Raw genomic sequence first — 26,595 nt, forward strand, 5'->3', positions numbered from 1 at the left:
TCCTTGCGGGGTAAATATGCGGAGGACGGAGGACCGGTGACGGTGAACGGGTTTTTTAAGCGTTCAGCGGGTTTTCGTTCTTAACCGTACAGCGATTCTTTGATGCGAGATCCCGTACAGGAGCACTACGGGATGATAGAGTGAGTGGATTTTGGGCAACAATCAGCCAGTCTGCTAACGCAGCCCACTTCAGCTCCACGGCAAAAGATCAGCTTTTCGCTGAAGAAGACTCTCAACGTCATTCATTAAAACCTTACCCTTCGATGGTTCTTGCGCGAATTTGTATTTGGCTCCTAATGATCCTGATCTTAAATCCTCCCTTGAGGGAGGAGGGCCACGTAGTGGCGGAGGGTGTGAGTATCTTAAGACAAGAAAACTCGTACGAATATTGGTGCGTTAGTTAAGGCAGAAGTAATGGAGATACTAACGCGTCCCCTACAAAAGTAATACCTTTCGGTGTTAAAGAAGGCACACGTTTGGCAATGCGCTTAAGAGCATACACACCCCACCGCAAGCGGTCCCCCCCGCTCAAGCGGGGATTTAGGATCAAGAGCCAGGAGGAAATGGGTCTAGGGCTGTGGGGTGTAGGGTTTCGCAAGAGAGAAAAGCAGCCTATAGTTCCAACGTTACGCGTCCAGTTCCTTTGTTTTTCGTAAAAGAGCTACAGAGAATAAGTGACATATCGAGACAGAGGCTACATGAGAATTCTAACCAATTCTGGAACTAAGGAGCATGATCACTAAGTATCAGAGAAGATGTTGATGCAAATAATGAGCTACTCGATCGGTGATTTGAGAGACATTTCTCCATAGGATTGTAGATCCCGAAACGAGTTCGTGATGACTAAGTGATGAACTTCATAAAGCCTAGACAGAAACAATGAAACAAGATACTTGCTGAACAAGTTCCCGAGTTAGCGAAAGTCAGCTGGGCTAACGCATTATAAAATAGCGTATAATTACGATGTGGGAGATTGGTCAGTATGAGAAGGAATTACTTTCGTTTCTTGTTTTTGATGATTTTCATCTTTATAGCGATTTCAAGTCTGGCGGGGAGCAGCGATTCTACAGACTCTGCTGATGCTACCGTAACTACTTACTTCGAAGATGTTGCGCGCGAGATTCTCGCCATGGATTCTTTCGACGACCTCTTTTCCCTTGACGGCTTCTTTGAAGACGATCCCGCAGCCGAACTGACTCCTTCGCATCCGATTCCCCCAACTCCGGTGAGCACAGTATCACACCAGGATCCAGCCATGCCTTCAATTACACCTCAGGCCACGCAATCTGAAACGGAATCACCTGAAAGCACATTGACCTGGAAATATGAGCCTTACGCGGACAGCCTTCTGCCTGGAGGAATCGCATTTGAGTTTGAGGCTGGCGATCCGGTAATGGGAATCCCGGATGTGGTGAAGTTCTACAAAGAGGGTGTCGTTGTAGATACCCTTGCAGGAAAAACGATCATGTCGCCGGTTATAGTTAGTGACGTTCCCTTCCCAGGACAGAAGACCACGATCTTCAGGTTCCTCACAGACGATTACTCGACTCCTTTGGGTGGATACTACATTACTGTAGTCGACTCAGAGGTCTACTCCTTGACCGTAGCGCTCGACCCCACTCGCGCAGAGAATATCGTCGATCTCGACTGCGATGGGATAGTAGAACTGATAGTCGTTGACGATCATATGATAAAGGCTCAGGAAGAGACCGAGCTTTCGGTATTCAAGAGATTCTTCACCTGGACAGAAGATGGCTGGCAGGTCGATTCTCCTGGTGATTACGTAAATGTCTATTCTTTGATGGCTGAGGCTGATCTCGAAAAGATTGAAGCTTCCAGTCCGAAGACGCCTCACGTGTGGTCATATGCCTATCACTCATACATGGCGGGTGAGGATCTTGAAGAGATTCAATTCCGTGTAGCAAAACTCGTCGAGGACTTCTCCCTGAACTGGCTTATCAACTCCACGGAAATGGTAAAACTTCTCGATCAAAACATCAATCAGTACTATGGTTATGTCATGAAGAGGCCTACACCTGATTCTTCACCTACAATGTAATCGAAATCAAGAATATAATTCGCGCCCTTGAGAATTTCCTTCGATAGAACTATAATCGAAACGAATGAAGTCGGAGGAGCGTGAAGAGATGCGAAGAGCAATACTTCTTTTTTCCCTGCTATTGGCGGTTACATTTGCCGCATCGAAGTTCAGTGTAGGGATTCTTATCACGGGAGAGATTGGTGGAAACGCCATTTACGAACTTGTACAGAGGGGCGCGCTTGAAATGGCCTCTGAGGAGATAGAGATAAAGATCGTCGAAGGCGGATACAACCAGTCCAAGTGGGAGCAAATGCTTATCAGCCTTGCGGCATTGGGTAGGTACGATCTTCTCATGACCTTCACCGAAGGTATGCCGGCAAGCGTAAATAAAGTCGCCGAAATGTTCCCAAACCAGAAGTTCGCATTACTGGACGGGATTATCGAGAACCCTCTTCCAAACACTTATTCTGTTGCTTTCAAAGACGACGAAATGACCTTTCTTGCCGGAATCTTCGCAGCACTGATAACTTCAAGCAGTTTGCCAGGAGCAAATGAAGAGAAAGTGGTGGGGTTGATCGCAGGGGACACTTACCCCGCGATGACCAATGTCATGAGACCCTCTTTCGAGAATGGCGTAAAGACGGTTCATCCTTCGATTCGAGTGTTTTTCGGTGTTGTTGGTAGCTGGTCGGATCCAGCTAGAGGGAGCGAACTCGCTGCGAAGCAGTTCGATGCCGGAGCAGACGTTATTCTCTCCATTGCCGGTGGCAGTGGCATAGGAGTCATTGAAGAGGCCTCGGTCAGAGGCAAATATGTGATCACGGTCGACTCTAACATGATCGCTTTGAATCCCTCCGTTATTCTTGGGAGTTTCCTGAAGCACATAGACGTTTTGGTGAAGAATACAATCGCAGATGCCAAAGCCGGCACACTTCCCTTCGGTACTTCCAAGAGGGTTGGAATAGCAGAAGGAATGATCGATTATACTCACGATGATCCAAATTTCGTGAGAAATGTTCCGGATGACATTCGTGCCCAACTTGCCGAATGGTTTGAAAAAATAAAGGCGGAAGGACTGCCAAAGATCAACAATGAGTAGTCTTATACAGTCCTACAATGAAGCCTTAGGACTATTCACTCAGACGGAAGAGAAGATAGCCAGCTTCATCATGACAAATCCAGAAGCGGCTCTAGAGCTTTCAGTGAACGATCTTGCCTCAAGGTTGAATGTGTCTCCGTCAATGGTCGTGAAGGCTTCACAGAAAATGGGTTTCACAGGCTATTCGCAGCTGAAATTAGCTGTCGCCAGCGAGCTTAACGTGCTTGTTCAGCGGGAAAAGTCAACCATTCTGATCGAGGACCTGGACGCCTACGAGGACCTAGTATCCTCAACAATTCGTGAAGCCTATTCCCGTCTTGGCGAAGACGACTTAAAGAAGGCGGCAGAGCTTCTGGTCGAGAGCGAAAATATAGACATCTACGCGTTCGGTTTCGATGCAGTAGCGGGACACGATCTCTACCTGAAGATGCTGCAAAGCGGCAAAAGAGTCAAGCTCATCGAGAACGGATACGAACAGATGATATCTGCATACAATTTGAAAGATGATTCTGTCGTTGTTGCTATATCCAGCACTGGAACTTCGATAGACTTGTTAGACGCGCTGAAGTTTTCCGAGAAGACCGGAGCTTCGGTAATCACGGTAACACCGGCGGGATCAAGGCTGAGCACTTATTCGAACGTGAATCTCGAAAGCTATTACTCAAAGCTGATCTTCCCGGAGGGTGGTCTTATAACTCGTATAGTGCAGCTGATGATCCTGGACGTGCTTTACCTGAAGTTTCTTCAGATTTCTGGGAAGAACTTCGAGGAAAAGTATTCGAAGTTCAGAGAAGTTCTCGACTTCAAGCGAAGAGGCACAAAAAAAGAGAGGGACTGAGTCCCTCTCTCTTCTTTCTTAATTACTCTCCGGAGTTGCTAACCAGGCCCCTCCAGATTATTTCTCTTATGCTTTCTAGCCCGTCAGGGTCTTCCGTTATACTGAAACCATTCAGTATCAGGTCTGCTGCGCTATCTGGATCGACGTCCTTCGAAATTTCCTGAGCAGCCTTTGCATCATTTATGGCCGACGACAACTTCTCTTTCAAGGCTTCGTATCTGTCTCTCACTCTCTTCCAGGACTCGTTGTCTTCCCTGCTAAGGTTCGCACGTTCCTGATCCATGATTTTCTTGATCTCATTTTTGCTCGTTATGAAATCTATGTACGATCTCAGAATCCTCTTGAGCTTTGAGACATAAACGTTCTCGTCGCTTGTTTCGGAAAAGACATGATCTTCGAGCTCGTCAATAGAGTATTGCCAAACTTCGTAAAAAAGATCCTCTTTGCTCGGAAAGTAGTAGTAAATAAGTGCCTTTTTCACTCCAGCCATCTGCGCAATCTCAGACATGCTGACGCCGTCGTGACCTCTCTCCGCAAAGGCCTTCCGGGCGGCTCTTATAATCCTCTCTCTAGAAGATAACTTTGCTCGCACCGGATCCACCATCCCCTCAAGGTTTTTTGTCTATAGCAAGCTTTTCTTCGTTGTTAGCGTACTTTCTCATTCTAACATCAAAATCGTACACGCCCCTGTGTGCGGGATGGGTTTCGGCAAAACCTTCCTCGTAGTATAGCTTGTCTGCGTACTTCTTCCAGCCTTCGGCGAGTTCGTCAAGCTGACCGGCAAGCTCCGTAACAACGTTCTCGCTTCCATCATGCTGAGGAATGGCGTGGAACTTGTTGACCATTGCCCTTAGGACCTTCGGGTTGTCAATGATTGGACAGGGTCTGAAAAGATTGTTGCTGTAGGGCACCATTCTCTTGTACGCGGTAAAGAACGGTGACTTGATAACTTCGAGAAGACTCTTCTCCCTGATGCTATCAACGGCAAACTGCTGGAATACACATGGTTCTACGTAACCCTTTGCATTGACGTGAAGGTACTTCGCGCCGGCGGCCAGACAACCATTCGTAAGGAATCCATGATTCCAGAAGTCAGCAACGAATGCGAAATCACCACCGAGCCTCTCTTGCTCGGTCTTGTAGAATCTCTCGTATCTCTGCTCCGGAGTAGGAACAAGATCCATGGAGGGATTCATACCAACAGGCATGAACTGGAAGACCCAGGCGTAAGAAACACCCTCGTCCTTCAGGAACTGCCAGAACTCGTCCTTCATCATTACCTCGTGGTTCAGCCTGGTCGCAGTAACAGAGGTACCGTAAATTACTCCTGCCTCTCGCAGATTTGTCCAGGCCTGCCTGACCTTCTGGAAGACATTTCTTCCACGTCTCCAGTCGGTTTCGCCTTCAAAGCCTTCTACCGAGACGGCAAACGTCGCATTACCTAGTTCGGCGAGTTTCTGGGCGACTTCCTTCGTGATAAGAGTACCATTGGTGTAGACCTGGAAGTAAGAATCGTTGAACTCTTCAAAAATTTCGAGAAGATGCGGCCATACAAAAGGCTCTCCGCCGGTAATTATGAAGAAGTAAATGCCCAGCTCGTTTGACTGTCTGATAATTGAACTGACCTCTTCCTTCGAAAGCTGATACTTTCTTCCGTAGAGACCGGCATAGCAACCCACGCAGTTCAAATTGCAGGCGTAGGTCGGGCTTATAACAACCAGCTTGGGAATGACGACCTCATGCTCAAGCATCTTTTCCTGACGAATCTTCTCTCCGAGAGCAAATTCGTTAACAACCAAGTTCGTCATAGCCTTTTCTACTGCCTTAGGGCTAGATCTCTTGAAAACATTTTGCCAGGACACGATCATTGGATGCTCTTCCTTGGCCATCTGCGTCAGTTTCTTTAGACCGCTCTTTGTTGGTTCTTTCGTCAAAGCAGCAACAGTGCCAAATAACCTTGCAATATTCTCAGTAGAAGAATTCCTGACGAGTGAACCAACATACTTCCCTGCCTGTCTTAGCATGGAAGTTTTCATACTTTCTACAATACCCATGAATAACACCCCCAATAGTTTTTTACTTACCGGTCGGTAAAATACTAGTCCTTCAATACTACATCTATATGTCATTTACAACAAGATTATGCAACATTGTGCTCGAGCATGCAGCTATTCTCCTCGCCAAAAGGATGATGGATAGCAATTCTGCGTTCTATAAAAGAATTCATTTAGATTGAGATATAATCGTGACTTCATACCCACAAAAGACTCTTACTGAGGTGAGGCTTTCAATAACAAAAAACATCAAGACAATTTGAATCAGCCCTGGAAATACCGGCGTAAAGCATCATAATTTAACCTACTCAACAGGGCGTCACAATACGCACATCATGTTATATAATTGATGCTTCCATAAAGGAGGTGGTGTATATGGCAGATAGCTTTGATTGTTTCCTTAACCCCATGGGTTCTTACACCGCGCTTCTTTTGGAATCTAATTGCTGAAACGCGATTTCTTCCGATTATTCAACCACGGCGGTAAGAACCCGTGGTTTTTTCTTTCTTTAAACAGTCTCGAATAATTGGAGGTAAATCATGAATGGTGAGGTAACTAATGTTCAAAAAGGCATGATAGAAGTAAGATCAGAGTCAGGCGAATTCTTCCGCTGTCTTCTCAGAGGAAAGCTTCTTCAAAAGGAAAGAACAGAGAAGAACGTTGTTGCCGTTGGCGACAGGGTGCTTTTCGAAAGGCTTCATAAGGACCAGGGAATGATTACCGAGGTTCTTCCCCGTGACAAGTGTCTTGTCAGGAAAGGGGCAGGCAAAAAAGGTAGACATCTCCATCAGGTTATCGCCGCAAACGTTGATCAGGTTCTTATTGTCGTGGCGATAAAGGATCCTCCTTACCACAAGAACTTGATAGAAAGGTACATTACTGCAGCGAGAGGTTCGAATCTTGACGTGACCATTGTCTTTAACAAAGCCGACCTGGGCCTATCTGAAGAAACGAAGGCAGATATCCAGAAATATCGTGACCTAGGGTACAGAGTCTTTCTCACCAGTACCGTCTCAAATTTAGGGATAGAAGAGGTCAAGTCGGCTCTTCAGGGGAGGTCTTCGGTTCTGGCCGGAAGTTCCGGCGTCGGAAAATCCTCGCTAGTAAACGCGATTTGCAATTCAAACGTTAGAACGGGCGAAGTAAGCGATTCCACACACAAGGGAAAGCATACAACCACTTCCTCTCAGGTGCATCTCCTCCCTGATGAAGGGAGAATCATAGATGTTCCCGGAATGAGAGAGTTTGTAATAAGTGGAACGGAAGGTCTTGACGAAGCATTTGAGGATATACTGGAACTTTCCGCAAAGTGCAGGTTCAGAAACTGCACCCACACCGTCGAGCCGGGATGCGCGGTTCGCCAGGCTGTGGCCAACGGAATTCTCGACGAGAGAAGACTGCAAAACTACTTGAGAATTAAAACTCAAGAGTAAGGCCCCGGTTCTCCGGGGTTTTTCTTTGGTTCTTTGTAATATCGTAAACAGCGTTCAGCTTGTCATCTTGGCAGAGGCTTTAGGAAGTTACTCGCTTTGCTCTCCCAAAAGAAGCATTCTTGAGCCCTCATAATGTCATCCCGTAGAGCCTGCCTTGATGAGCCTGCCCTGAAATGCTCTTGTTCAGGGCTCCTGTTTGGGGTCTCCTGTTCAGGGGTTTTGTTTGGGGTCTCTGTTCAGGGCTCCTGTTTGGGGTCTTGCACGCGACCTCGCGCCAAAGAAGCGCTTCACGCTTAAGAACGAAAACCCGCTGAACGCTGTGAAGACAACGTTGTCAGTCAACGGTCCACCGTCCTCCGCATATTTTTTAGGCTGGCGTAGCGGAACTGGCCTTTGCGACGGAAAGACTGGCCACCGAAGGTGACTGGCCTGCGTCAGCAGCCTGGCTGATTTGTGCCCAAAATCCATCCTCCTTGTCATCCCGTAGTGCTTCTATACGGGATCTAGGTTTTCGTCATATGTATGACTGAGCGAAAATAGGGACTGACAATTCTCCTCTTGTCTGTCCTGTTTTTCGCGAAAAAGGCAGAGATTCCAACCAGGACCTTTTTCGGGCGAACGGCCGTTCGCCCCTACAAGAGAAGTGCACAATCATCTTAGATTGTCATCCCGTAGAGCCTGCCCTGAAAAGATTCTGTTCATGGGATCTGCACGGAATCTCGTATCCAAGACCCTCTCAAAGCTGGAAAGAGCCATTACTAACCTGTTTGGACCTCTGTTTAGGGTCATCCCGAACTTGTTTCGGGATCTGGGTTTTTTGAAGAGCGTGGTTGCGGTTAGCAGGAAGGGGGTAGGAAAGAGCAAAGTCAAACCGGTTCGCCGTTGAGCGGTTCTCCGTTTGTCGAGGAGAACCCGTTGTTCGTTCAAGTGCAAGGATCTGTTCTTCGTTCTTGGTCATAGTCAATAAACACAAGATTCTGAATCAAGTTCAGATGACGGAATGTTGTGTTCTTAAGAATTACAGTACGCTGCACGGGATGTAATGTTTTCGGTAAGCTTGGATGCTGAAACGAGTTCAGCATGAGGGATTAAGGCGTTTTTGAAATGACGTATGCTATCATTCCCGTCATGACTTTTTGGAAGTCCCTCACTCTGTCATCCCGAACTTTTTTCGGGATCGTTTGATCTTTCACCGGCCAGAGGGCCCGAAAAATGAGACCATAGGACCCGGTCAGCCCCTTTTTCTGCTCTCGTTTTCTCGTGAGCAATGCGAATTCTCGGATACGCTTTTTCTCGGTTTTTTACAGCCTTCAGCGTTCAGCGGGTCTTGAATTTTAAGCGTGCGGCGGTTCTTAGGAGCAAGATGTTGACACAAGTTCAGCATTACGAAATATGGCGTTTTCGGATTGACATGGTGTTTTCATACCGCGTGGCGTTTAGAAAAACAAGACCCGGCATTAGCCGGGTCTTTACAGTAAAAATACTGAGTTTTGCTTCCTCGCTTCACAGCTTTGGTACAGGTAGCTCTGAGTCAATGGTGGAGGCGGCGAGAGTCGAACTCGCGTCCGAAACCAAATTCCTTGCAGGCTCTCCGAGCGCATCCTGTGATCGTCGTCAACAGTCAAGACTTCACAGGCAGAGTCCGACTGTCCAAGCTCCTAAGTGTCCCCGGGAATACGGAGCATATTCACGGGCAAGGTCTGATTTTCTGACGCCCTTCATAGCCCACCAGACCAAAAAGCTATTCGGACGGCTACTTATTAATTATTAAGCAGCAAGTGCAAATTCGTTATTGGCATTTCTGCTTTTCCGGTTTTTTAACGCGGCTCCGGGACCTCGGCTCGCTCCTACAAGTTCATTGACCCCGTCGAAACCGTTTCGCCCCCATTAATAATTATATCATCGGTTTTCTTGAGTGTCAGTGATTCCGTGCTTTTCTAGCTTGTAGTATAGACTCCTTATGCTTATCCCAAGTTCGTTCGAAGTCTTCGTCTTGTTCCAATCGTTTCTTTGAAGAGAGTCTTTTATTATCTCTTTTTCGTAGTCATCCAGAAGGGCTGATAGACTTCCCTCGGGTAGCCTCTCTCTCTTGTCCGGTTTCTCAAGAATTCCCTTTATATGCGAAAGCCGTATAGTTTTTTCTTCTAGTTCCATACTTATCATTGCCCTTCCGATGACGTTTTCAAGTTCTCTTACGTTTCCAGGCCAGTCGTGTTTCTCAAACATGCGCAGAACTGCAGGATCGATTTCTGTAACCATCCTTCCGTACTCCTGATTTAGCCTCATCATCACTACCCTAGCTATCTCAGGAATATCCTCTGGCCTCTCTTTGAGCGGAGGAATTACGATTGGCACTACATTCAGACGATAGTATAGGTCGGGAAGGAATTCACCGGACGCGACGAGCTTCTCCAGACTCACGTTGGTCGCCGCAATTACTCTGACATCGAGTTTGTAGGTCTGATTTCCACCAACCGGCTTTATCTCCCTATCTTGAAGGAACTTCAGGAATTTTGACTGAACTGAGAGACTCATCTTAGCAACTTCATCGAGAAATACGGTTCCTCCGTTTGCCTCTTGAAGAAGACCCTTCTTTCCCCCTCTCCGGGCTCCTGTGAAAGCACCTTCGACATATCCGAAGAGCTCCGATTCGAGGAGGTTTTCCGGCAGGGCAGCGCAGTTAACGCTTATGAAGCTTTGTTCTCGTCTATCACTGGAATTGTGAATTGCGTGCGCAAAGAGTTCTTTTCCAGTTCCGCTCTGACCGTTCAGCAGTACTGTTGCTCTCGTCTTTGAAACCTTTCTCGCCTGATCAATCGCTACCTGCATCAGTTTAGACGAACCGGCGATATCGTCAAAAGTATACTTTGCCTTCATGTGTCGAAGGAGGCGCTTCGTGTCCTCCAGTTCCCTCGCGAGTCTCTCTATCTCAGAGATGTCATGAACAACACCCACGCTTCCCTTAAACTCACCCTTCACGAAAAGCGGAGTTACGTTGACCAGCACTTCCTTTCTGTTCGGACCGACTTTCAGCCTTGCGTTGTATATCGGCTTCCTCGTTCTTACAACTTCCAGATGAAGAGAGGAACCTTCCGCAATGTCAACTGTGGCCATTTTTCCAATGACGAAATCGGGACTCATTCCTGTTATTCTGGTGTAGGCCCTGTTTACGAGAACGATCTTTCCCTTTTCATCGGCCACCGAAATTGCATCATATGTTGCATCTATGATGGAGGTCAATAGACCCTCCATCTCCTTATGGTTAATGACTTCTTCAGCCATCTTTTCAACATTTGTTATGTCACGAAATACAGCCATTGCAGCATGGACTTCACCTTGTGAGTTGACGATGGGGAATCTTGAAGTTACTATCGTCTTTTCCTTGAGATACTGAATTCTGTTGAGCTCCGGCTCACCACTCTTCAGAACGATGTGCAACCTAGTGTTAGGTATGGTCTCTCTTACGAGAGCACCGGTCGCTTCCTCTCCATTCACTCCTAGAATCTCGAGGGCCTCGTCGTTTATGAAGGCTATCCTCTCGTCTGAATCGACAACTATTATTCCCTCTATCAGCGAATTCAGAATCCTTTCGAAAAGCTCTCTCTCCATTGCTTGACCTCTTTCGGTCACACACCACCTTCAGGATATATGTTCTTGAACAAGTTTACGAAATCATCTACGCTTAGTTCTTCTGCCCTGACGTCGATTCCTATAGCCATTGACCCAAGTAATTCCTCTGGTGAGTCCACGATGCTTTTCAGATTGTTCTTCAGCTTCTTCCGTCTCTGAGAGAAACAATGCCTGACAAATTTCCTGTACTGATCCCTTCTAGCTTCTCCTATCGGAGGGTTCTCAAGCAACGACAGCTCAATCACCATCGAGTCCACTTCTGGCTGCGGAATGAACTCCTTTCTAGAAACCTGAAAAAGCTCTCTCACTTCGGAAAAAGTATTAACATTCACCGTCAGTATACCGTATTCCTTCGTACGGGGTGTTGCGGTCAATCTATCCGCATACTCCTTCTGAACCATTAGCACAGCCCTGTCAAATGATGGCCCATCGAACATTATTCTCTCGATAATGGGAGAGGTAATGTAATAAGGAATGTTGGCAACATACGTGACAGAGTCGGGCAAAGTAGATAGATCGGCCTTGAGAAAGTCCTCGTAACGGAGCTCGCACCGTTCGCCCTCCAGCCTTCGGTTGCCTTCGGAGAACCTTGTGTCTATTTCAAACCCGATAACTCTTAAGCCTTTCTCCAACAGGATAGAAGTGAGCGAACCCGATCCTACACCTATTTCGACTATAGTCGACGACGGATTCAGTTCCACTGATTCGACAATCCTGCGAGAGACTCTGTCTGACTTCAGGAAGTTCTGCCCCAGCGCCTTGTTTAGCCTTATGTTTATCGATCTCTCTCCCATTGCTCCTCCGTTTCAGATAGGCTCTCAATAACTCTCCCATCTAAGCAAAAAAACCCGTCGGAAAGACGGGTGGTTTTCTGGCGGAGAGAGTGGGATTTGAACCCACGGACGAGTTGTGCTCGTCATACGCTCTCCAGGCGTACGCCTTCGACCGCTCGGCCATCTCTCCAACAGTCACAATTATATAGTTCGCAGTTTGAGTTGTCAACGAGATTCTGTGGTAAACTAAATGCTAGGTATAGAAATGTTTATATTTGGGGGTGTCTTAATGAAGAAGCTGTTCGGAACCGACGGGATAAGGGGCGTTATTAACGAAGAGCTCACACCCGAACTTGCAATGAAGCTTGGCAATGCCATCGGCAGATACTACACTGGAAAGTATAACAGGTTTATCATAGCAAAAGACACGAGGAGTTCCGGTGATCTTCTAGAGAGCGCAATGGCCGCGGGAGCCGCCTCCGCCGGGATGAACGTCGAGTTCGCGGGCGTAATCCCGACTCCAGCATTAGCGTATATCACGAACAAAGAGGGAACGTTGGGAGCTGTTATTTCTGCTTCCCATAATCCCGCTGTTTACAACGGAATCAAGGTTCTCGCCAGGGGAATGAAGATATCCGACGAAGACGAAGTGGAGATAGAGAACCTCATAATCGACACCCCGTTTCACTATACAGTTTATTCTGGAGTCGGCAAGATTAGTTATAAAGATCACTATAGAGATGAGTATATCGATTATGTTATAGGTCTTTACAGGAATGAGAGACTCCCTTCTGACGGGATCGTTGTCGACGGTGCCAACGGAGCAATTTCGACCGTCATATCTATGGTATACGAAAGCCTAGGTATAGGTGCGGAGCTTCGCGAAATCGAACCGAACGGGATTAACATCAACGACAAGTGCGGATCGCTATTTCCGAACTTCCTGGGCGATTCATTAAAGAAAGGACAGATTGGGGTTCTTTTCGATGGAGATGCAGACAGATGTCTATTCGTTCTTCCGGGCTCCAAGTTGATAGACGGCGATATGTTGATGGCGCTCAACTCGAGAAAGCTTGTGAACCAGGGACGGTTGAAGGGCAATAGGGTCGTTGCAACCGTAATGTCAAACCTCGGCTTCGAGAAGTATCTCACCTCGAAGAACATCTCGCTGGATAGAACAAAGGTTGGAGACAAATACGTTCTCGAAAGAATGCTGCAGACAGGCGGAGTCCTTGGCGGAGAGCAATCTGGTCATATCATCTTCCTCGACAGGAGTACCACCGGCGATGGTCTCATCACTTCACTTGAAACATTGAACTCACTCGAAGAGCTTGACGAAAGCCTCGAAGAGTTTGCCGCCTCTTTCCCCGTCTATCCACAGTTGTTGAAGAACGTTCCCGTATCAAACAAGAAGCTGGTCATGGAAGACATGAATCTTAAGAATAGACTCGAAGAACTGAAGCAGAATGATGATCTTCGAATCGTTCTCAGGCCGTCAGGCACGGAACCGTACATTAGAGTCATGGTTGAAGGAGCCGAGCAGCAGTTGGTCGAGGAGATCTGTCAGGAGCTGGTCGAGTTAGTGCAGGAGTGTAGTAATGGATAGGTATATATATGTGAAAGGCGCCAGGGTACACAATCTGAAAAATGTCAATGTCGCAATCCCCAAGAATTCCTTGACTATTATTACCGGCCTGTCCGGATCGGGAAAGTCCTCGCTGGCACTCGACACAATTTACGCAGAAGGTCAGAGGAGATATCTCGAATCTCTTTCCACTTATGCTAGACAGTTTCTGGGGGAGATGAAGAAACCCGATGTAGAAAATATCGAGGGGCTTTCTCCGGCAATTGCCATAGAGCAGAAGACCGTTAGCCACAACCCTAGATCGACGGTAGGAACCGTTACGGAGATACACGACTACCTGAGAGTTTTGTTCGCCAGAGTGGGTATTCCGCATTGTCCGTCCTGTGGGCGCGTAGTTCAGAAACAGAGTCTCGATGAAATCGTAGAAGGAGTTCTGAAGGAATACGGTGCGGAAGATCGAATCGCCATCTACGCCCCTGTTGCCAATGGCAAGAAGGGCGAGTTCAAGAAGGAACTTGAAGCTCTCAGAAAGAAGGGCTTTGTAAGGATCGAGATAGATGGAGAAACATACGATCTCGACGAAGACCTCAAACTTGACAAGAACAAAAGACACACGATAAACCTAGTGGTAGATAGACTGAGGGCAGACGCCGATAACGCTTCACGTCTTGCAGACAGCATCGAGATGGCTTTGCATGAAGGGGATGGCTTCGTCGAAGTCGGTCTGGTCGATTCCGAAGAGAGAAAGATCTTCAGTGAGAATTTTGCCTGTCCCGACTGTGGGATAAGCCTTCCGGAAATTTCGCCGAAGATCTTTTCATTCAACAACCCTTTCGGGGCCTGTCCAAAGTGTCATGGCCTTGGTTACACAATGGAATTCTCAAAAGATCTTCTTGTAGATGAAAGTCTGAGCGTTTTGAAGGGCGCCATAAAGACGATGTCAAGCAACAGGGACACATTTACCCTGAAGATGATCGTAAAAGTAATAGAATCGCTAGGCGACGATCCTGCCAAACCCTTCAAAGATCTTCGAGACGATGTGAAGAATGCCATCCTTTTCGGAACGGACAGCGACATTTCTATGAAATACAAGTCCGATCGGCTCACTTACGAGCTTAAGAGACCCTATGAAGGCATAATCAACAATCTAAGGAGACGATATAACGAAACACAGTCGGAAGACATGCGCTTCTGGATGGAAAGCAATTTCATGGTTCAACAGATCTGTACGCAGTGTAACGGTCAACGTTTGAGACCCGAAGCGCTTGCAGTTACTCTTGGCGGTTTGAATATCGCGCAGATATCCGATCTCACAATCCAGGAAATCTACGACTTCATGACAGGTATTCATTTCACGGATTTTCAGCGGGAAATCGTCGGAGAGCTCCTGAGTGAGATAGAGAAGCGGCTCAAATTTCTGGTGGATGTGGGACTCGACTACATCACCCTGTCCAGATACGCCATGACGCTTTCAGGAGGGGAATCGCAAAGAATAAGACTTGCGACACAGATCGGTTCCGGCCTTACGGGGGTTACCTATGTGCTCGATGAGCCAACCATAGGGCTACATTCAAGAGACAATGACAGGTTGATAAAGACACTGAAGAACCTCAGGGATCTGGGAAACACCGTAATAGTTGTCGAACACGACGAAGAGGTCATAAGAAGCTCCGACTACATCGTGGATGTGGGACCGGGAGCAGGAGTTCACGGAGGAGAGATCGTTTACCAGGGGACAACTCAGGCGCTTCTCGATAACCCGCCGGAACGATCTCTTACGGGAAAGTATCTAAATGGCGAGTTATCCGTTCCTAGATTCGAATCGGCGAACAACTCAAATGGAAAGTTTCTCACTGTAAAGGGCGCGGAGAAGAACAATCTTAAGCATATTGACGTTTCATTTCCGCTAGGCAAATTCATAACGGTAACCGGTGTATCTGGAAGTGGCAAGAGCTCTCTCGTAATGGACACGGTGTACCCTTCACTCAAAGTTGCACTGGGTGGATCCAATTCCTCCTCCGAAAAGCTGGCAGAGCTACTCGGCTGGGAGGAGATCGACAACGTAATAGTGATCGACCAGAACCCAATAGGCAGAACGCCGAGATCCAATCCTGCAACATACACTGGGCTCTTCGATCACGTAAGGGATCTCTTCGCGAAGACTCAGGAAGCAAGAGCAAGGGGCTACAACAAAGGGCGTTTTTCCTTCAACGTCAAAGGCGGGAGATGCGAGGCCTGTCAAGGGCATGGGCTTATAAAGATAGAGATGCAGTTCCTTCCCGATGTCTACGTCGAGTGCGATGTCTGCAAAGGCAGGCGATACAATAAAGAGACTCTCGAGATACGCTATCGTGGAAAGACTATTTCCGACATTTTAAACATGACAGTCGAAGAGGCCTTGACATTCTTTGAAAGAATACCTACACTAAACAGAATCCTCGGACTTCTGAATGACGTCGGACTTGGATACATACGACTTGGTCAGCCCGCTACAACGCTTTCGGGGGGAGAGGCTCAGAGAATAAAACTCGCATCTGAACTGAAGAAGACCTCCACGGGCAGAACCTTCTATATTCTCGATGAGCCGACAACCGGGCTGCATTTCGACGATGTCGCAAAGCTCGTACAGGTTTTGAAACGCCTAGTCGAAAAGGGCAATACGGTCGTAGTCGTCGAACACAACATGGACGTCGTCAAAAACGCCGATTACATAATTGATTTGGGACCCGAAGGCGGTGCAAACGGCGGAGAAGTCGTGATTTCCGGAACCCCCGAAGAAGTGGCCGAATATAGCCACAGTCATACCGGATACTATCTCAAGAAACAACTCTCACAACTTGAAGCTCTTTAGTTCTACACCGGAGACTATCGGCCTAGGTGTGATGCTACTTTAGGGAACAAGCGATTTCGAAGCCAGTCTGCTGACGCACGCCAGTCTCGTCTTCTCGTAAGCGAAGTGAACTCTCGACAATGCTCTTTCTCGGCTCTTCAAATCCTTCAGCGACCAGCGGATCTTCGTTCTTGAGCGTCCAGCGGCTCTTAGATCGGGATGCTGAATCATGTTCAAATGACAAATTATTATGCTTTCAGAATCAACAACGCTTTGATGCCGTCTAGTCTTCTCGACAGTCCCTTACTCTGTCAGCCCGAACTTCTTTCGGGATGACAATAAGACGAGCTTCCGGCAAGTCATAACGGAAATGATAGCGTTGGTTATTCTGAGAACGTTTCAACCCTTCTGAACTTGGTTAAGAATCTCGCGTTCTTGGTTTTTCACCTTAACCAAGAACGAAGAATAAATCCATGCTCTGGAAGAACAGGTTTTTCCTTCTGAGAGCGGTGAACCATTTAACAGCAAACCGGTATCCACTGCTATGGCACACGGTGATTAGCCCAGGGGGATTTCACCCCAGGCTGTCTCAGAACCGGACTTGAACCTCTCGATTCATCCGGCTCCCATTATCCAGCCGAATGCAATATCTTCATTGTCCAGTGTACAAATAGCTGAGGTTCCCTGCGAGCAAGAGCTACTAGCCATTTGCCCGCTTTTGTGTGACCTCGCCTTTTGTAGTGTAAGATCTATATGGGAAAACTCCCATAGCTCAGCCCTTGTTAATAGCAAGTGTCTGCACCGATCCGGATAACACTGGTCTAGTGGAGGGTCCAATGGTAAATTTTGTCCTTGATAAGCAGAAGGGACCTGAGCTCCTTCTATCCTTGTTCAGACTGAATAACCATGAAAAGATGACTCCAAGCGACGGAGAGTCCCTAGAAGCCCTCTCTGACTGGGTTTTCAAGGCAAGGCTTTCTCTCACGGAGGAGAGTCTAACATCACTCGCAAGACTTTTCAGCTGGGAGGCCTTCTTTGGTTTGAAGATTATCCCTTACTTCTTTCTCGAAGGTTCCCCTACTCCGTCAGGTCTACTGAAGATGATAGAAACGATATCTCCCGAAAGGCTCCTTTCGCTGTTTCTTAGCAGCGATTTCATGCCACTTGAAAAAAGGAATGATGTTTTTTTAAAATCTTTAGAGGAAAATGAAAAGGGCGCTCTTGAGTATGTTTCGTCAATTCCCTGGCTCTTATCTTCTGACAGATATGAAGCGTTTCAAATGCTAACGGACCAGGCCAAGACACATGAATCCTTTCTTGAACTGCTTCGTTTTGCCGAGAAGGAGATAGCTTCAATGGTTGAACTGGAGAATCTTGTAAACTATGGGGAAGAGATTCTCCTTGAGAACATCGAGAGATTTGAAAGCGGCTTCTTAGCCTTTCTACTGGATATTGAACCTCCATCTCTGTCTGGTAAGATGATCAGGCTCCACGTTTCGGCGTTTCTTGGAGGCTCAGTGATCACGATTGAAGTTCCTGAGAAAAACTCAGTCATATCACTCATTGGAGTAGACAGAGTTAGGAAGCGGAGTCTTTCATATGAGAAAAGGAGCGCTGCGGGAGTTATTAGTGCGATGTCTGGCCAGAATTCGCTTCGTATTCTTAAAATTGTCATGCGGTCAAGTCAATGTATCGATGAAATTGCCTTTTTGAGCGGAGTTCATCGCCATGAGGTCATTGAAATCCTTGCGGCGTTGAGCAGGCAAGGTCTAGTGATTCCAGAAATCCATGAAAAAGAGCTGACTTTCACTTCCGAAGAAAGGCTTATCGACTGTGCTCTAGAAGAAGTCAGAAAGGCAATTAAGGAAGGAGCGGGCGATTGATCGCCCGCTACAGCAATGTTCTTTCAAAGAAATCCGCTGAAACTGAGAAGAGTTCCTCAATCCAGTCAATCCTCTGATACTTGTGGTTGGCTCCCTCTACAGTATGTATCTTCAACCGTCTCGCATTTGCATACTTTTTTACGGGAAGATATGGCACCGATTCATCGTCGGAACCATGAACAATTAGCAGATCTCCTTCATAGTTTCTGAGTTCCTCCGAAGCATCGACACTGCGACCGTCTTCGAAGAAGATCGATCCCAGCTTCAGCCCCAGAACGTCCTTATACTCCTCGCCATCTTTGAAGGAGTAATCCTCGCGGTTGAAGAACTCCTGATTCATTATTACAGGCGACCACAGAACCAGTGAACTAATCTCGGGATGTCTCCCGGCAAAAAGCGAAGCAACCATACCACCCAGGCTGTACCCGACAATGGCAACCTTTCCCGAACACCAGCTTCTCGATCTGACAAAGGAATGGACTTCTTCTGCGTCGCGAAGCTCAGTCAAAGGTGACATCTCGTAGAATTCACCCTCGCTATCTCCGGAACCCCTGAAATCAAACCTCACAGTCGCTATTCCCTTCTCGACGAGTCTTCTCGAGAGACGGGGAAATTTGAACGTGGAAACGATGTGTTCTCCCGTGAATCCGTGGAACATCATTACTGTGGGAAAGCTATCTCCGGATCTTGGATATTCGCAGATCCCAAATATCCTCTTTCCATCCTCCCCTAGTGTGAAGCTCTCCAATTTTGACATATCTATCCCTCGCTTTATTTCAAACCCAATTTTAATTCAATGAAGCCCATTGTTTCTTCATCTATTGTAGACTTTCCAGTCGCTTCGTCCCAACTGAGTATTACGACTCCGCCGCCGTTCCCGATTTCAAGGTTTCCTGTGCTCGTCCCAGACACCGACCTTCCGCCGTTCTCAAGTTCGACCGACCAGGGAAGTTTCTCAAAGAGCTGCTTGTAACTCTCTACAGATGGGTGAGTGATCTCTTTTTTTGCAAGAACAACAACAAGTAGACCACCTTTCTCGACATAATTCACGATGAAGCCAATCTGCTCTTCGGAAATCGCCATGAAGTCTTTCATAAAGGTATCTGCATCCGGAAGCGGAAGTATCAAGACCTGCCCTTCAAAAGTAGTCTTCTCAGTGAGCTCTCCGATCACCGGTTTCACTTCCCCGCCGAGACCCATAAGGATGTCCGTTAGAGGTTTCAGCTCAGAGACAAAGTAGTTCTCGTGAGAGGTATCTAGATGAGCTGTGAAGCTTACAAAATCGACGTTGACTCTGAAAGCAAGCTCATCGTCGACATAGAAGTCAAGGTCCTTATCAACAGTGTCGAAGGTCTCGGTTATTTCAAGACAGGTCATAGCGGAAATATCGTACTTTTTCGTGAAGACAACACTCTCGCCACTTCGGACTTCGACAGAGATTACCTGGTCTTCCCGCAAGGAATTTATCAGATCGAAGCCCACATCAAAAGGCAGGCCCTTTACCGGCCTGGGATCAATTGTTCTTGCATTTAAGAGATACTTGTTAGTACTGCTTTGAAACCAGATCGGTGACGATACTATCTCGTTACCGTCAATCTGATCGATCTTTACGAAGTACCAGTTATACGACAGAGGGTTCTTAACGTCTATTTCGATAGCCCACTCGTCCCCGGAAACATTCAGCTCCATCACTCCGTTGTTGCTGTATATATACGCCCGTTGAGTTCTTTCTCCCGGGTCACTGTATTCCACTTTTAAGGTTGCTTCTGGAATGTCATAAAGGACGTCTCCCATCTTCGCCCCTTCAGTGGAGAACGAGATGAAAGCATCTCTATCTTCTGTCGCGTAGATGTTCCTTGTCTTCAGCGCTTCAGAGACCTTTTCCGTTGTAAGTTCATCAATTACGAAGGCGGTCCTTGCATCATTTGCTGTGGCCCACTCCTTATGATGATTGTCCTGATTCGCAGAGGCGCCTACATGCCAGCCTCTGTTCAGCGCTCGCTGGTAACGCTCGAAGTACTCATCTTTTATGACATTGTTGGAGTTAGCTCCCGCTCCGTTTCCGACCTCAATTGTATTGATGTAAAGATCTACCTCAGGGAAGTACTCGAAGTCAAAGAAATCACCGTACTTCTTCCCCGGATGACAGAACTGGGCGGTCGCTTTCCTGTCGACAATCCACTGGTAAATATCGTAAAGATCAGTAGTGCTCCTGTCGATCCATTCAGAGGTATTGTATATCGTTATGTGTCCCCGACTGGTCAGCGTCCACTCGAAGCCGGATATGGCAATGAATTCACCTTCTACCGTGTATTTCTCAGCCATCTCGATAATCCTGTCGAGCTTCCAAGAGCCGTCAGGCAGGGGGTAGTTCAGATCGTGATCATGATCTGTTATTGCCTGTATGTCAACGACACCCGAATTTCTTGCGTGTTCAAAGGCCTCCTCAGGAGTTCCCTGCCCATCCGAATAAGATGTGTGGGCGTGAATGTTTCCAAAGAAAACCTGACCGAAAGAGAGAGATGAAACAATTACGAGAACCGCTATCAGAATTTTTTTCATAAAATCACCTCTAAAAAAGGGGCAGCCAATGACTGCCCCCGTGCGTCATGCTATCGATCAAAAGTAGTAATCATCGAGCACATCTTGTGCTTCTTCATGTAAATTCTTCAGAATTGCATCAACGTCTTTTGTTGGGTTAGACATTGCATCTTCCCAGGCAGAAGTGATCATTGCATGAACTTCTGGATATGGCCCGTACCATGGTCTCCTTACAGCACAGTCTCTCAGCTGCTGATAAGTAAGAGCATATCTCGGGTCATCTGTCATGATCTTCTGAATCTCGGGAGATTCGTACGCAGAAATCCTGCTCGTCATGTAACCGGTTGCGAGGGACCATCTCTTCGTATTCTCTGTGGAAGTGAGGAACTTCAAGAACTCCCATGCTGCATCCTTCTCGGCCTGAGGTCTTGCGGAGAACATGAAGACATTTGCTCCACCTATCGGAACAACTTCCTTTACCTGACCGGGCATGGTAGTTGCGCCGAGATCGTACTTCGCGTTCTGCTTCAAATACCCAAGACTCCCGGTGGAACGGACGACCATTGCAATTCTTCCGGAGAGATCGAGTTCGTTTCCGCCACTGACTCCGAATATAAATATTCCTTCTCTAACACCCTTCTGAAAGAAGTTCCAGGCGGCCACAGTTTCCGGGGAGTAGATAAGCATCTTTCTGCCGTCCTCGGAGATTATCTCTCCTCCAAACTGCCAGATATAAGCTTCCAGGAGCCAGTCATCTTTCCCGAATCTGTAACCGAAAATGTCTTCACCAAGAGTCTTGATCTGCTTCGAGGCAGCATAGACCTCGGTCCAGGTCTTCGGAGGATTGTCGGGATCAAGTCCGGCCTGCCTGAAAAGATCCCTGTTGATGTACATCAACGGGGTGCTGCAGTTGAGAGGAAATCCAAGCAGACCCTGTTCATACGTATTGGCCTGAATGAATCTCGGCCAGAAGTCGTCGAGCGTTGCCTTGAACTCGGGATCCTTGTCAATGAAGTAATTGAGGTCCTGGAAAGCGCCTCCATCGACAAACTGCCCGATCCTCGACTGCTCAATCTGAGCCAGAGTAGGTAAGTCGCCGGCTACCATAGCGGCAAGGAGCTTCTGCATTGTATCCTGGTAATTCCCGGTGTAGACTGCCTCTACTTCGATTTCTCCCTCATGCAACTTGTTGAACTCCGCAGCAATATCGAGCAGTGTTTGGGAATAGATACCAGTCTGTGCGTACCACATGGTAACCTTTACCGGCGCCGCAAAACCTATTGCAGCGATAGCAACTACCAGTAGCGTGATTACAAATGTTCTTTTCACAAAAAAACCTCCCCTTTCGAGATTTGGGTCACTCTTTCAACCCTGAAATGCTAATTCCTTCTACAAACTGTTTTTGAACAAAGAAGAACAAGATGATTATTGGAATTACCGCCGTCGTAGAAGCGGCCATTCTTAACGTCCATTGAGTCTCCCAGCCGCTTACAAACTGAGATATACCGACCTGAATCATCTGTTTCTTTGCATCATTTATAACGATCAGCGGCCACATATATTCATTCCAGTGGGCGAGGAAAGTGTACAGCGCCATAGTATAAAGCGCAGGTTTCGAAAGTGGCAGAATGATCCTGACGAAGATCTTCATTCTGCTGGCCCCGTCAATAATTGCAGCTTCCTCAAGCTCTTTTGGAATTCCCATGAAGAACTGACGTAGCAGGAATATTCCGAATGCAGAACTCATGAATGGAACTATTAGAGCACTATACTTATCTATGAACCCAAATTGCTTGACGATTACATACAGAGGGACCATAGTGACTTCCGGCGGAACCATAAGCGTCCCGATCAGGATCATGAAGACCACATTAGCTCCTCTGAATCTTATTCTCGCCAGCCCATAAGCTGCGAGAGAATTGAAGATCAACTGTAGCAAAGTCACCGTAAGCGCTACGAAAAGCGTATTCCATATATATCTGGCAAGCGGTATCAGCTCGAAGGCTTTGACAAAATTCCTTAAATCAAAGATAGTCGGCAGAAAGCTCGGTGGAATAGAGAAGGCAGCATCCTCTGTCTTAAAGGAAGTAACGAGCATCCAGAAAAAAGGAAGATTGATAATTATCGCCACGAAAAGTATTGCCAGGTAAACGATGATTCTAATTGGAAGGGCCGGTTTTCTTCTCATTGATAATGCACCCTCCCTTTGCTTACTCTGAATTGTATCAGAGTGAATACTACCATCATCGCAAACATGACGACGGCAACTGCTGACGCGTATCCAAACTTAAGGTACTTGAAGGCATTTTCATAAAGGTAGTATGTGATAACCTGAGTGCTCTTCGCCGGCCCACCGCTAGTCATAACGGATACCGAGACGAAGACCCTGAACGATGCAATGAATTGCATGATGAACACAAAGAGAGTCGTCGGAGATAGGAGCGGAAGCGTAATATTTACAAACTTCCTCCAAGGTGTCGCCCCGTCGATTTCGGCCGCCTCGTAGTATGTCTTCGGGATAGTCTGTAAACCCGCCAGGAAGAGCACCATGTTGTAGCCGATACGTTTCCAGACACCAACGATGATCAACGCAAGGAGTGCGTAATTCGGATCGCTTAACCACTTTATGTTACTAATACCAAAAATGGAAAGGAAGTAGTTTACCAGTCCGAAATTCGGTTCATATAACCAGCCCCAAATAACGGCCGCGGCGGCCATCGAAGTGACAACCGGAATGTAGAAGAGCGTCCTGAAAAGCCCTCTTCCCTTTATCCACTCAATATTGAGCAGAGCAGCAAGCAACAGTCCGATAATAACCGAAGGGATTACGGTGCCGAGGATATATATCCCGGTAACCCCCATCGAATTCCAGAAATCCGGTGAGCTGAAGAGCCTTTCGTAATTACGGAGTCCAACGTACCTCATCGGTCTTATCATGTTCCAACTAAAGAAAGATACATAGAAAGCCCACGCTAGTGGCAAATAGATAAAGATCACCTGAACAGTCAAAGCTGGCAAGACTGTCACCCAGCCGGTAAGCGCTTCCCTGGTTCCGCGACGCAATCGTATCACCCCACAGTTGTAAATATGAAAGAATCTATAACACAACCATTATGACCAAAATACGTTAAAGGAAGATCAAGCAAAACAAAAAAAGTCGCCGCCTTATAGCTGGCACGACTTTCTCATCATCTCTGTCACGCTAGGGATAGTCTAGCATAATTGGAAAAGCAAAATCAACTCTTCGATTCTTACTGCTTTCAGGTTCGAAACCACTTCAAAAATCTCCATTCTAATTGTCAAATCACAGACGTAACTCTGTTCTTTCCACTCCTCTTTGATTCATATAGTGCCTCATCCGCTCTTCGAAGCAAACCGTCAAAATCGCTTTCATTTTCCAGAAGCGTCGTAACACCAATGCTAATGGTCAAAGGTCCATATTCTTTTTTATCAACAGAACTGAGCCCCGATCTGAGCTTTTCGGCCATCTTAATTGCGCCCTCGAGATCGGTGTTCGTTGCGACAATCAAGAACTCATCGCCTCCCCACCTACCGATATAGTCACAGCTCCTGATATTTGACTGAACGAACGAACATGTCAGCTTCAGCGCATCGTCACCGGCGAGATGGCCAAAATTATCGTTTACGGTCTTCAGGTTGTCAAGATCGAACATTATCAGCGATAGAGGAGCAGAATATCTTCTAGACCTTTCCGTTTCCAGTTTGAGAAGCTCGGTTAGCGAATACCTGTTCATCACCCCGGTTAGCATATCCGTAGTGGCCAGCTTCTTGTACATCATCTGGCTCTCGCGAAGCGCTTCTTCAATTTGCTTCGTCGGAGAAATGTCGATGTGAGTTCCGAGAATCCTGGTCGCCCTTCCATCCTCATCTCTTTCGGCCGCTTCGCCACGATCATGAACCCAGATCCACTCTCCACCCTTCGAAAGCATCCTGTATTCGATGTCGAAGTAGTCAGTCTGACCTTCGTAGCACTTATCCATTTCCTCAAGGCAGGGAAGAAGGTCCTCAGGGTGTACGAATTCCTTCCATTGTTGAAAGGTAATGACAGATCCGCCTGCCGAATAGCCCATGATCTGATAGTATCGGTCGTTTATCGAAAACTCGCCTTTCTTCATTTTCAAGTCCCAGAGACCTATCTTCCCGCCTTTCACTGCAAGTGCGAGCCTCTCTTCACTTTGGCGGAGCGCATCTTCGACCTCTTTTCTTTCGGTTATATCTGTCAACAGCGCAATATGCCCTCTGATCTTGCCCTTGTTGCTGTAGATGGGACTCTGCTTTATCTCTATGACTCTCTCTCGCACGTTCAACTCCCTCTTTTCGGAGCCGGAAGTGAAGAAACTTACAACAGACTCGATATCGCTGAAGACCTCCTGGACTGAATTTCCAATGGCATCTGAAGCATCAATGCCCAGCATTTTGCAAGCCATCGGATTAAGATCAACTATTCTTCCACCGTCGTCAAGAATGACTATCCCGTCTGGAAGCCTTTCTATTACGGTCTCTCTGGCTACGGGACGTATGTCGAACAACCTATATCTGAAAACTCCTGCAGCGGCAAATACGCCGGCCACTGTAAAGGCAAAAGGAGTCAAGTCCAAATTCCCCACATCAACGAAACCAAACAAATAGTTAATGTTGACCAAGATGGGGAATACCGTTCCCAGTAGAACAGTCCCTAACTGACCCTTATATAGACCCGTCGAATGGATATACTTTCTGAAGACAGCAATGATTCCTGATAAAAGCAGTAAGTAATTGTACAACATTGCAATCCAGAAGAGCGGACCGTGCACCAATCTCTGAAGGGGGAAAGTTGAAGTGTGATCTATCTCACTAAGCGAGTAAAATAGCCAGTGTTGTTCATTTGTCCACATCGCAATCAAAACAGCAATGGGTACGATAAATAGCATCACAATCCTCTTCCAACGAAACCAATCTCTTTTGTCCACAAGTGCCATGGAAAAGAGGAAGTAAAAGACCGAAACGGACACTATTCCTGGATAAGAAATCTTGTTCAGAAGCCTCATACTTTCGAGATCATAAGAAAGCAGCTCCAGCGCATAGAAAAGTGACCACCACGCTATTGACAGCATCAATAGGCCAAGAGCTCTGGCTTCTAAACGACTTCTCTGCCTGAAACAAAGGAAAACCATAAAAAAACAGATTGCAACTGGAAAGAACGTAAGAATCGTGTAAATATTCAAATCCCACACCCCGAAAATCTCCTGATGGTCAGATTATAAACGTTTTGCCAGGGCTTCACAAAGAAAAGCATCACTGGGTGATAAGACTTGGCTGTAAACGGAGGAACGTTCTATGAGAAGAGAACAACACAAATCAGGCGCTTCGAATAAGACATTCTCAAGTCAACCGTCAACGGTTCTCCGACAAGAGTTGCAAGCAAGACGCAAGGCGCCGAGGATCATCGGCGGACGCAAGGCCGGCAAGTTCATCCCGGGACGCAGGGCTGGCAAAGATCATGCCAGGACGCAAGGCCCGCTTCGCGGGGAAAGACCTTCACTGCCTGTGTGCTTCGCACGCCAGTCACCTTCAATGGCCAGTTTCGCCTTCGGCGAGCCCAGTTCTGCTTCGCGGTAAAGAACCGCTTGGATAAGAAACGCTGACCGCTTTACGCTGGAAAACAAAGTTTCGGGTTAGAAGGGCGGGTTAGGAAATGCGGGTTACTAGGAGGGGGTTATCGAAACAGGTTAGGAAAAGCGAGATCCCGCACAGGATCCCTGAACAGGACCTTTTCAGGGCAGGCTCTGCGGGATGACAAAGTGAGTAGATTTAGGGGCACGCAAACGTGATAACATCGCAAAGGCTTACTGTGTGACAGCCCTTCACGTCATCCTCGTGTATTGTC

17 protein-coding genes, 1 tRNA gene and 1 other RNA gene are annotated in these 26,595 nt (G+C 47.1%); 7 read left to right on the plus strand and 12 right to left on the minus strand.

Annotated features, from left to right (window positions below; genetic code table 11):
• Window positions 1-982 precede the first annotated feature (982 nt).
• The 3 genes from Y696_RS06265 (at window position 983) to Y696_RS06275 (ending at window position 3,978) form a co-directional block, all read left to right on the plus strand.
• Window positions 983-2,059, plus strand: coding sequence for a hypothetical protein (locus Y696_RS06265; RefSeq protein ID WP_006486518.1), 1,077 nt, complete (start codon window positions 983-985; stop codon window positions 2,057-2,059).
• A gap of 88 nt (window positions 2,060-2,147) precedes the next feature.
• Window positions 2,148-3,140, plus strand: coding sequence for a BMP family ABC transporter substrate-binding protein (locus tag Y696_RS06270; protein ID WP_121510001.1), 993 nt, complete (start codon window positions 2,148-2,150; stop codon window positions 3,138-3,140).
• Window positions 3,133-3,978 (plus strand): MurR/RpiR family transcriptional regulator, encoded by an 846-nt coding sequence (locus Y696_RS06275; RefSeq protein WP_006486522.1) that lies wholly within the window; start codon window positions 3,133-3,135, stop codon window positions 3,976-3,978. The genes Y696_RS06270 and Y696_RS06275 overlap by 8 nt, the downstream gene beginning before the upstream one ends.
• Window positions 3,979-4,000: 22 nt before the next feature.
• Here Y696_RS06275 and Y696_RS06280 read toward each other — a convergent pair whose 3' ends face one another.
• The gene (locus Y696_RS06280) at window positions 4,001-4,570 is read right to left on the minus strand and encodes a TetR/AcrR family transcriptional regulator (RefSeq protein WP_121510010.1); all 570 of its coding nucleotides are present in this window, start codon (window positions 4,568-4,570) and stop codon (window positions 4,001-4,003) included.
• A gap of 16 nt (window positions 4,571-4,586) precedes the next feature.
• A complete protein-coding gene (locus Y696_RS06285) occupies window positions 4,587-6,032 on the minus strand; it encodes a radical SAM protein (RefSeq protein ID WP_006486526.1) in 1,446 nt (481 codons plus the stop codon).
• 540 nt (window positions 6,033-6,572) lie between these two features.
• Here Y696_RS06285 and rsgA point away from each other — a divergent pair.
• Window positions 6,573-7,466, plus strand: coding sequence for a ribosome small subunit-dependent GTPase A (gene rsgA / locus Y696_RS06290; RefSeq protein ID WP_121510002.1), 894 nt, complete (start codon window positions 6,573-6,575; stop codon window positions 7,464-7,466).
• Window positions 7,467-9,001: 1,535 nt separating this feature from the next.
• Here rsgA and ssrA read toward each other — a convergent pair.
• The 4 genes from ssrA to Y696_RS06315 form a co-directional block, all read right to left on the minus strand.
• Window positions 9,002-9,352: a transfer-messenger RNA gene (gene ssrA, locus Y696_RS06300) on the minus strand.
• Window positions 9,353-9,365: 13 nt separating this feature from the next.
• Window positions 9,366-11,075, minus strand: a complete 1,710-nt coding sequence (locus Y696_RS06305) for a sigma-54-dependent Fis family transcriptional regulator (RefSeq protein ID WP_006486530.1) — start codon at window positions 11,073-11,075, stop codon at window positions 9,366-9,368.
• A gap of 17 nt (window positions 11,076-11,092) precedes the next feature.
• Complete coding sequence (gene rsmA, locus Y696_RS06310; RefSeq protein ID WP_006486532.1) at window positions 11,093-11,890, minus strand: 16S rRNA (adenine(1518)-N(6)/adenine(1519)-N(6))-dimethyltransferase RsmA; 798 nt, start codon at window positions 11,888-11,890, stop codon at window positions 11,093-11,095.
• A gap of 78 nt (window positions 11,891-11,968) precedes the next feature.
• Window positions 11,969-12,059, minus strand: a tRNA-Ser gene (locus tag Y696_RS06315).
• A 99-nt stretch (window positions 12,060-12,158) separates the two neighbouring features.
• On the opposite strand from Y696_RS06315, the gene Y696_RS06320 reads away from it, so the two are divergent.
• From Y696_RS06320 to Y696_RS06330, 3 genes are all read left to right on the plus strand, one after another.
• Complete coding sequence (locus Y696_RS06320) at window positions 12,159-13,475, plus strand: phosphoglucosamine mutase (protein ID WP_121510003.1); 1,317 nt, start codon at window positions 12,159-12,161, stop codon at window positions 13,473-13,475.
• Complete coding sequence (gene uvrA / locus Y696_RS06325) at window positions 13,468-16,305, plus strand: excinuclease ABC subunit UvrA (protein WP_121510004.1); 2,838 nt, start codon at window positions 13,468-13,470, stop codon at window positions 16,303-16,305. Before Y696_RS06320 ends, uvrA begins: the two co-directional genes overlap by 8 nt.
• Before the next feature lie 815 nt (window positions 16,306-17,120).
• Complete coding sequence (locus Y696_RS06330) at window positions 17,121-18,167, plus strand: hypothetical protein (protein ID WP_121510005.1); 1,047 nt, start codon at window positions 17,121-17,123, stop codon at window positions 18,165-18,167.
• Window positions 18,168-18,174: 7 nt separating this feature from the next.
• Here the strand turns inward: Y696_RS06330 and Y696_RS06335 are convergent, their stop codons facing one another.
• The 6 genes from Y696_RS06335 to Y696_RS06360 all read right to left on the minus strand — a co-directional run bounded on the left by Y696_RS06335 (window position 18,175) and on the right by Y696_RS06360 (window position 25,942).
• The gene (locus Y696_RS06335) at window positions 18,175-18,924 is read right to left on the minus strand and encodes a S9 family peptidase (protein ID WP_121510006.1); all 750 of its coding nucleotides are present in this window, start codon (window positions 18,922-18,924) and stop codon (window positions 18,175-18,177) included.
• A 14-nt stretch (window positions 18,925-18,938) separates the two neighbouring features.
• Window positions 18,939-20,729: a CehA/McbA family metallohydrolase gene (locus tag Y696_RS06340; RefSeq protein WP_121510007.1), complete on the minus strand. Its 1,791-nt coding sequence runs from the start codon at window positions 20,727-20,729 to the stop codon at window positions 18,939-18,941.
• Between the two features lie 57 nt (window positions 20,730-20,786).
• Window positions 20,787-22,037, minus strand: a complete 1,251-nt coding sequence (locus tag Y696_RS06345) for an ABC transporter substrate-binding protein (protein ID WP_006486543.1) — start codon at window positions 22,035-22,037, stop codon at window positions 20,787-20,789.
• A gap of 28 nt (window positions 22,038-22,065) precedes the next feature.
• Window positions 22,066-22,896, minus strand: a complete 831-nt coding sequence (locus Y696_RS06350; protein ID WP_006486545.1) for a carbohydrate ABC transporter permease — start codon at window positions 22,894-22,896, stop codon at window positions 22,066-22,068.
• Window positions 22,893-23,771, minus strand: a complete 879-nt coding sequence (locus tag Y696_RS06355) for a carbohydrate ABC transporter permease (protein WP_183084192.1) — start codon at window positions 23,769-23,771, stop codon at window positions 22,893-22,895. Before Y696_RS06355 ends, Y696_RS06350 begins: the two co-directional genes overlap by 4 nt.
• A gap of 236 nt (window positions 23,772-24,007) precedes the next feature.
• Window positions 24,008-25,942 (minus strand): histidine kinase N-terminal 7TM domain-containing protein, encoded by a 1,935-nt coding sequence (locus Y696_RS06360; RefSeq protein ID WP_121510008.1) that lies wholly within the window; start codon window positions 25,940-25,942, stop codon window positions 24,008-24,010.
• Window positions 25,943-26,595 lie beyond the last annotated feature (653 nt).

The organism is Mesotoga sp. H07pep.5.4 (genome assembly GCF_003664935.1).
Taxonomy (GTDB): domain Bacteria; phylum Thermotogota; class Thermotogae; order Petrotogales; family Kosmotogaceae; genus Mesotoga; species Mesotoga prima.

Excerpts from the sequence above, each read along its gene's own strand:
- Y696_RS06335 (WP_121510006.1), bottom strand. The coding sequence starts at position 18,924 with ATGTCAAAATTGGAGAGCTTCACACTAGGGGAGGATGGAAAGAGGATA.
- rsgA (WP_121510002.1), top strand. The coding sequence starts at position 6,573 with ATGAATGGTGAGGTAACTAATGTTCAAAAAGGCATGATAGAAGTAAGA.
- Y696_RS06350 (WP_006486545.1), bottom strand. The coding sequence starts at position 22,896 with ATGAGAAGAAAACCGGCCCTTCCAATTAGAATCATCGTTTACCTGGCA.
- Y696_RS06285 (WP_006486526.1), bottom strand. The coding sequence starts at position 6,032 with ATGGGTATTGTAGAAAGTATGAAAACTTCCATGCTAAGACAGGCAGGG.
- Y696_RS06330 (WP_121510005.1), top strand. The coding sequence starts at position 17,121 with ATGGTAAATTTTGTCCTTGATAAGCAGAAGGGACCTGAGCTCCTTCTA.
- Y696_RS06265 (WP_006486518.1), top strand. The coding sequence starts at position 983 with ATGAGAAGGAATTACTTTCGTTTCTTGTTTTTGATGATTTTCATCTTT.
- Y696_RS06340 (WP_121510007.1), bottom strand. The coding sequence starts at position 20,729 with ATGAAAAAAATTCTGATAGCGGTTCTCGTAATTGTTTCATCTCTCTCT.
- Y696_RS06305 (WP_006486530.1), bottom strand. The coding sequence starts at position 11,075 with ATGGAGAGAGAGCTTTTCGAAAGGATTCTGAATTCGCTGATAGAGGGA.
- uvrA (WP_121510004.1), top strand. The coding sequence starts at position 13,468 with ATGGATAGGTATATATATGTGAAAGGCGCCAGGGTACACAATCTGAAA.
- Y696_RS06270 (WP_121510001.1), top strand. The coding sequence starts at position 2,148 with ATGCGAAGAGCAATACTTCTTTTTTCCCTGCTATTGGCGGTTACATTT.
- rsmA (WP_006486532.1), bottom strand. The coding sequence starts at position 11,890 with ATGGGAGAGAGATCGATAAACATAAGGCTAAACAAGGCGCTGGGGCAG.
- Y696_RS06320 (WP_121510003.1), top strand. The coding sequence starts at position 12,159 with ATGAAGAAGCTGTTCGGAACCGACGGGATAAGGGGCGTTATTAACGAA.
- Y696_RS06275 (WP_006486522.1), top strand. The coding sequence starts at position 3,133 with ATGAGTAGTCTTATACAGTCCTACAATGAAGCCTTAGGACTATTCACT.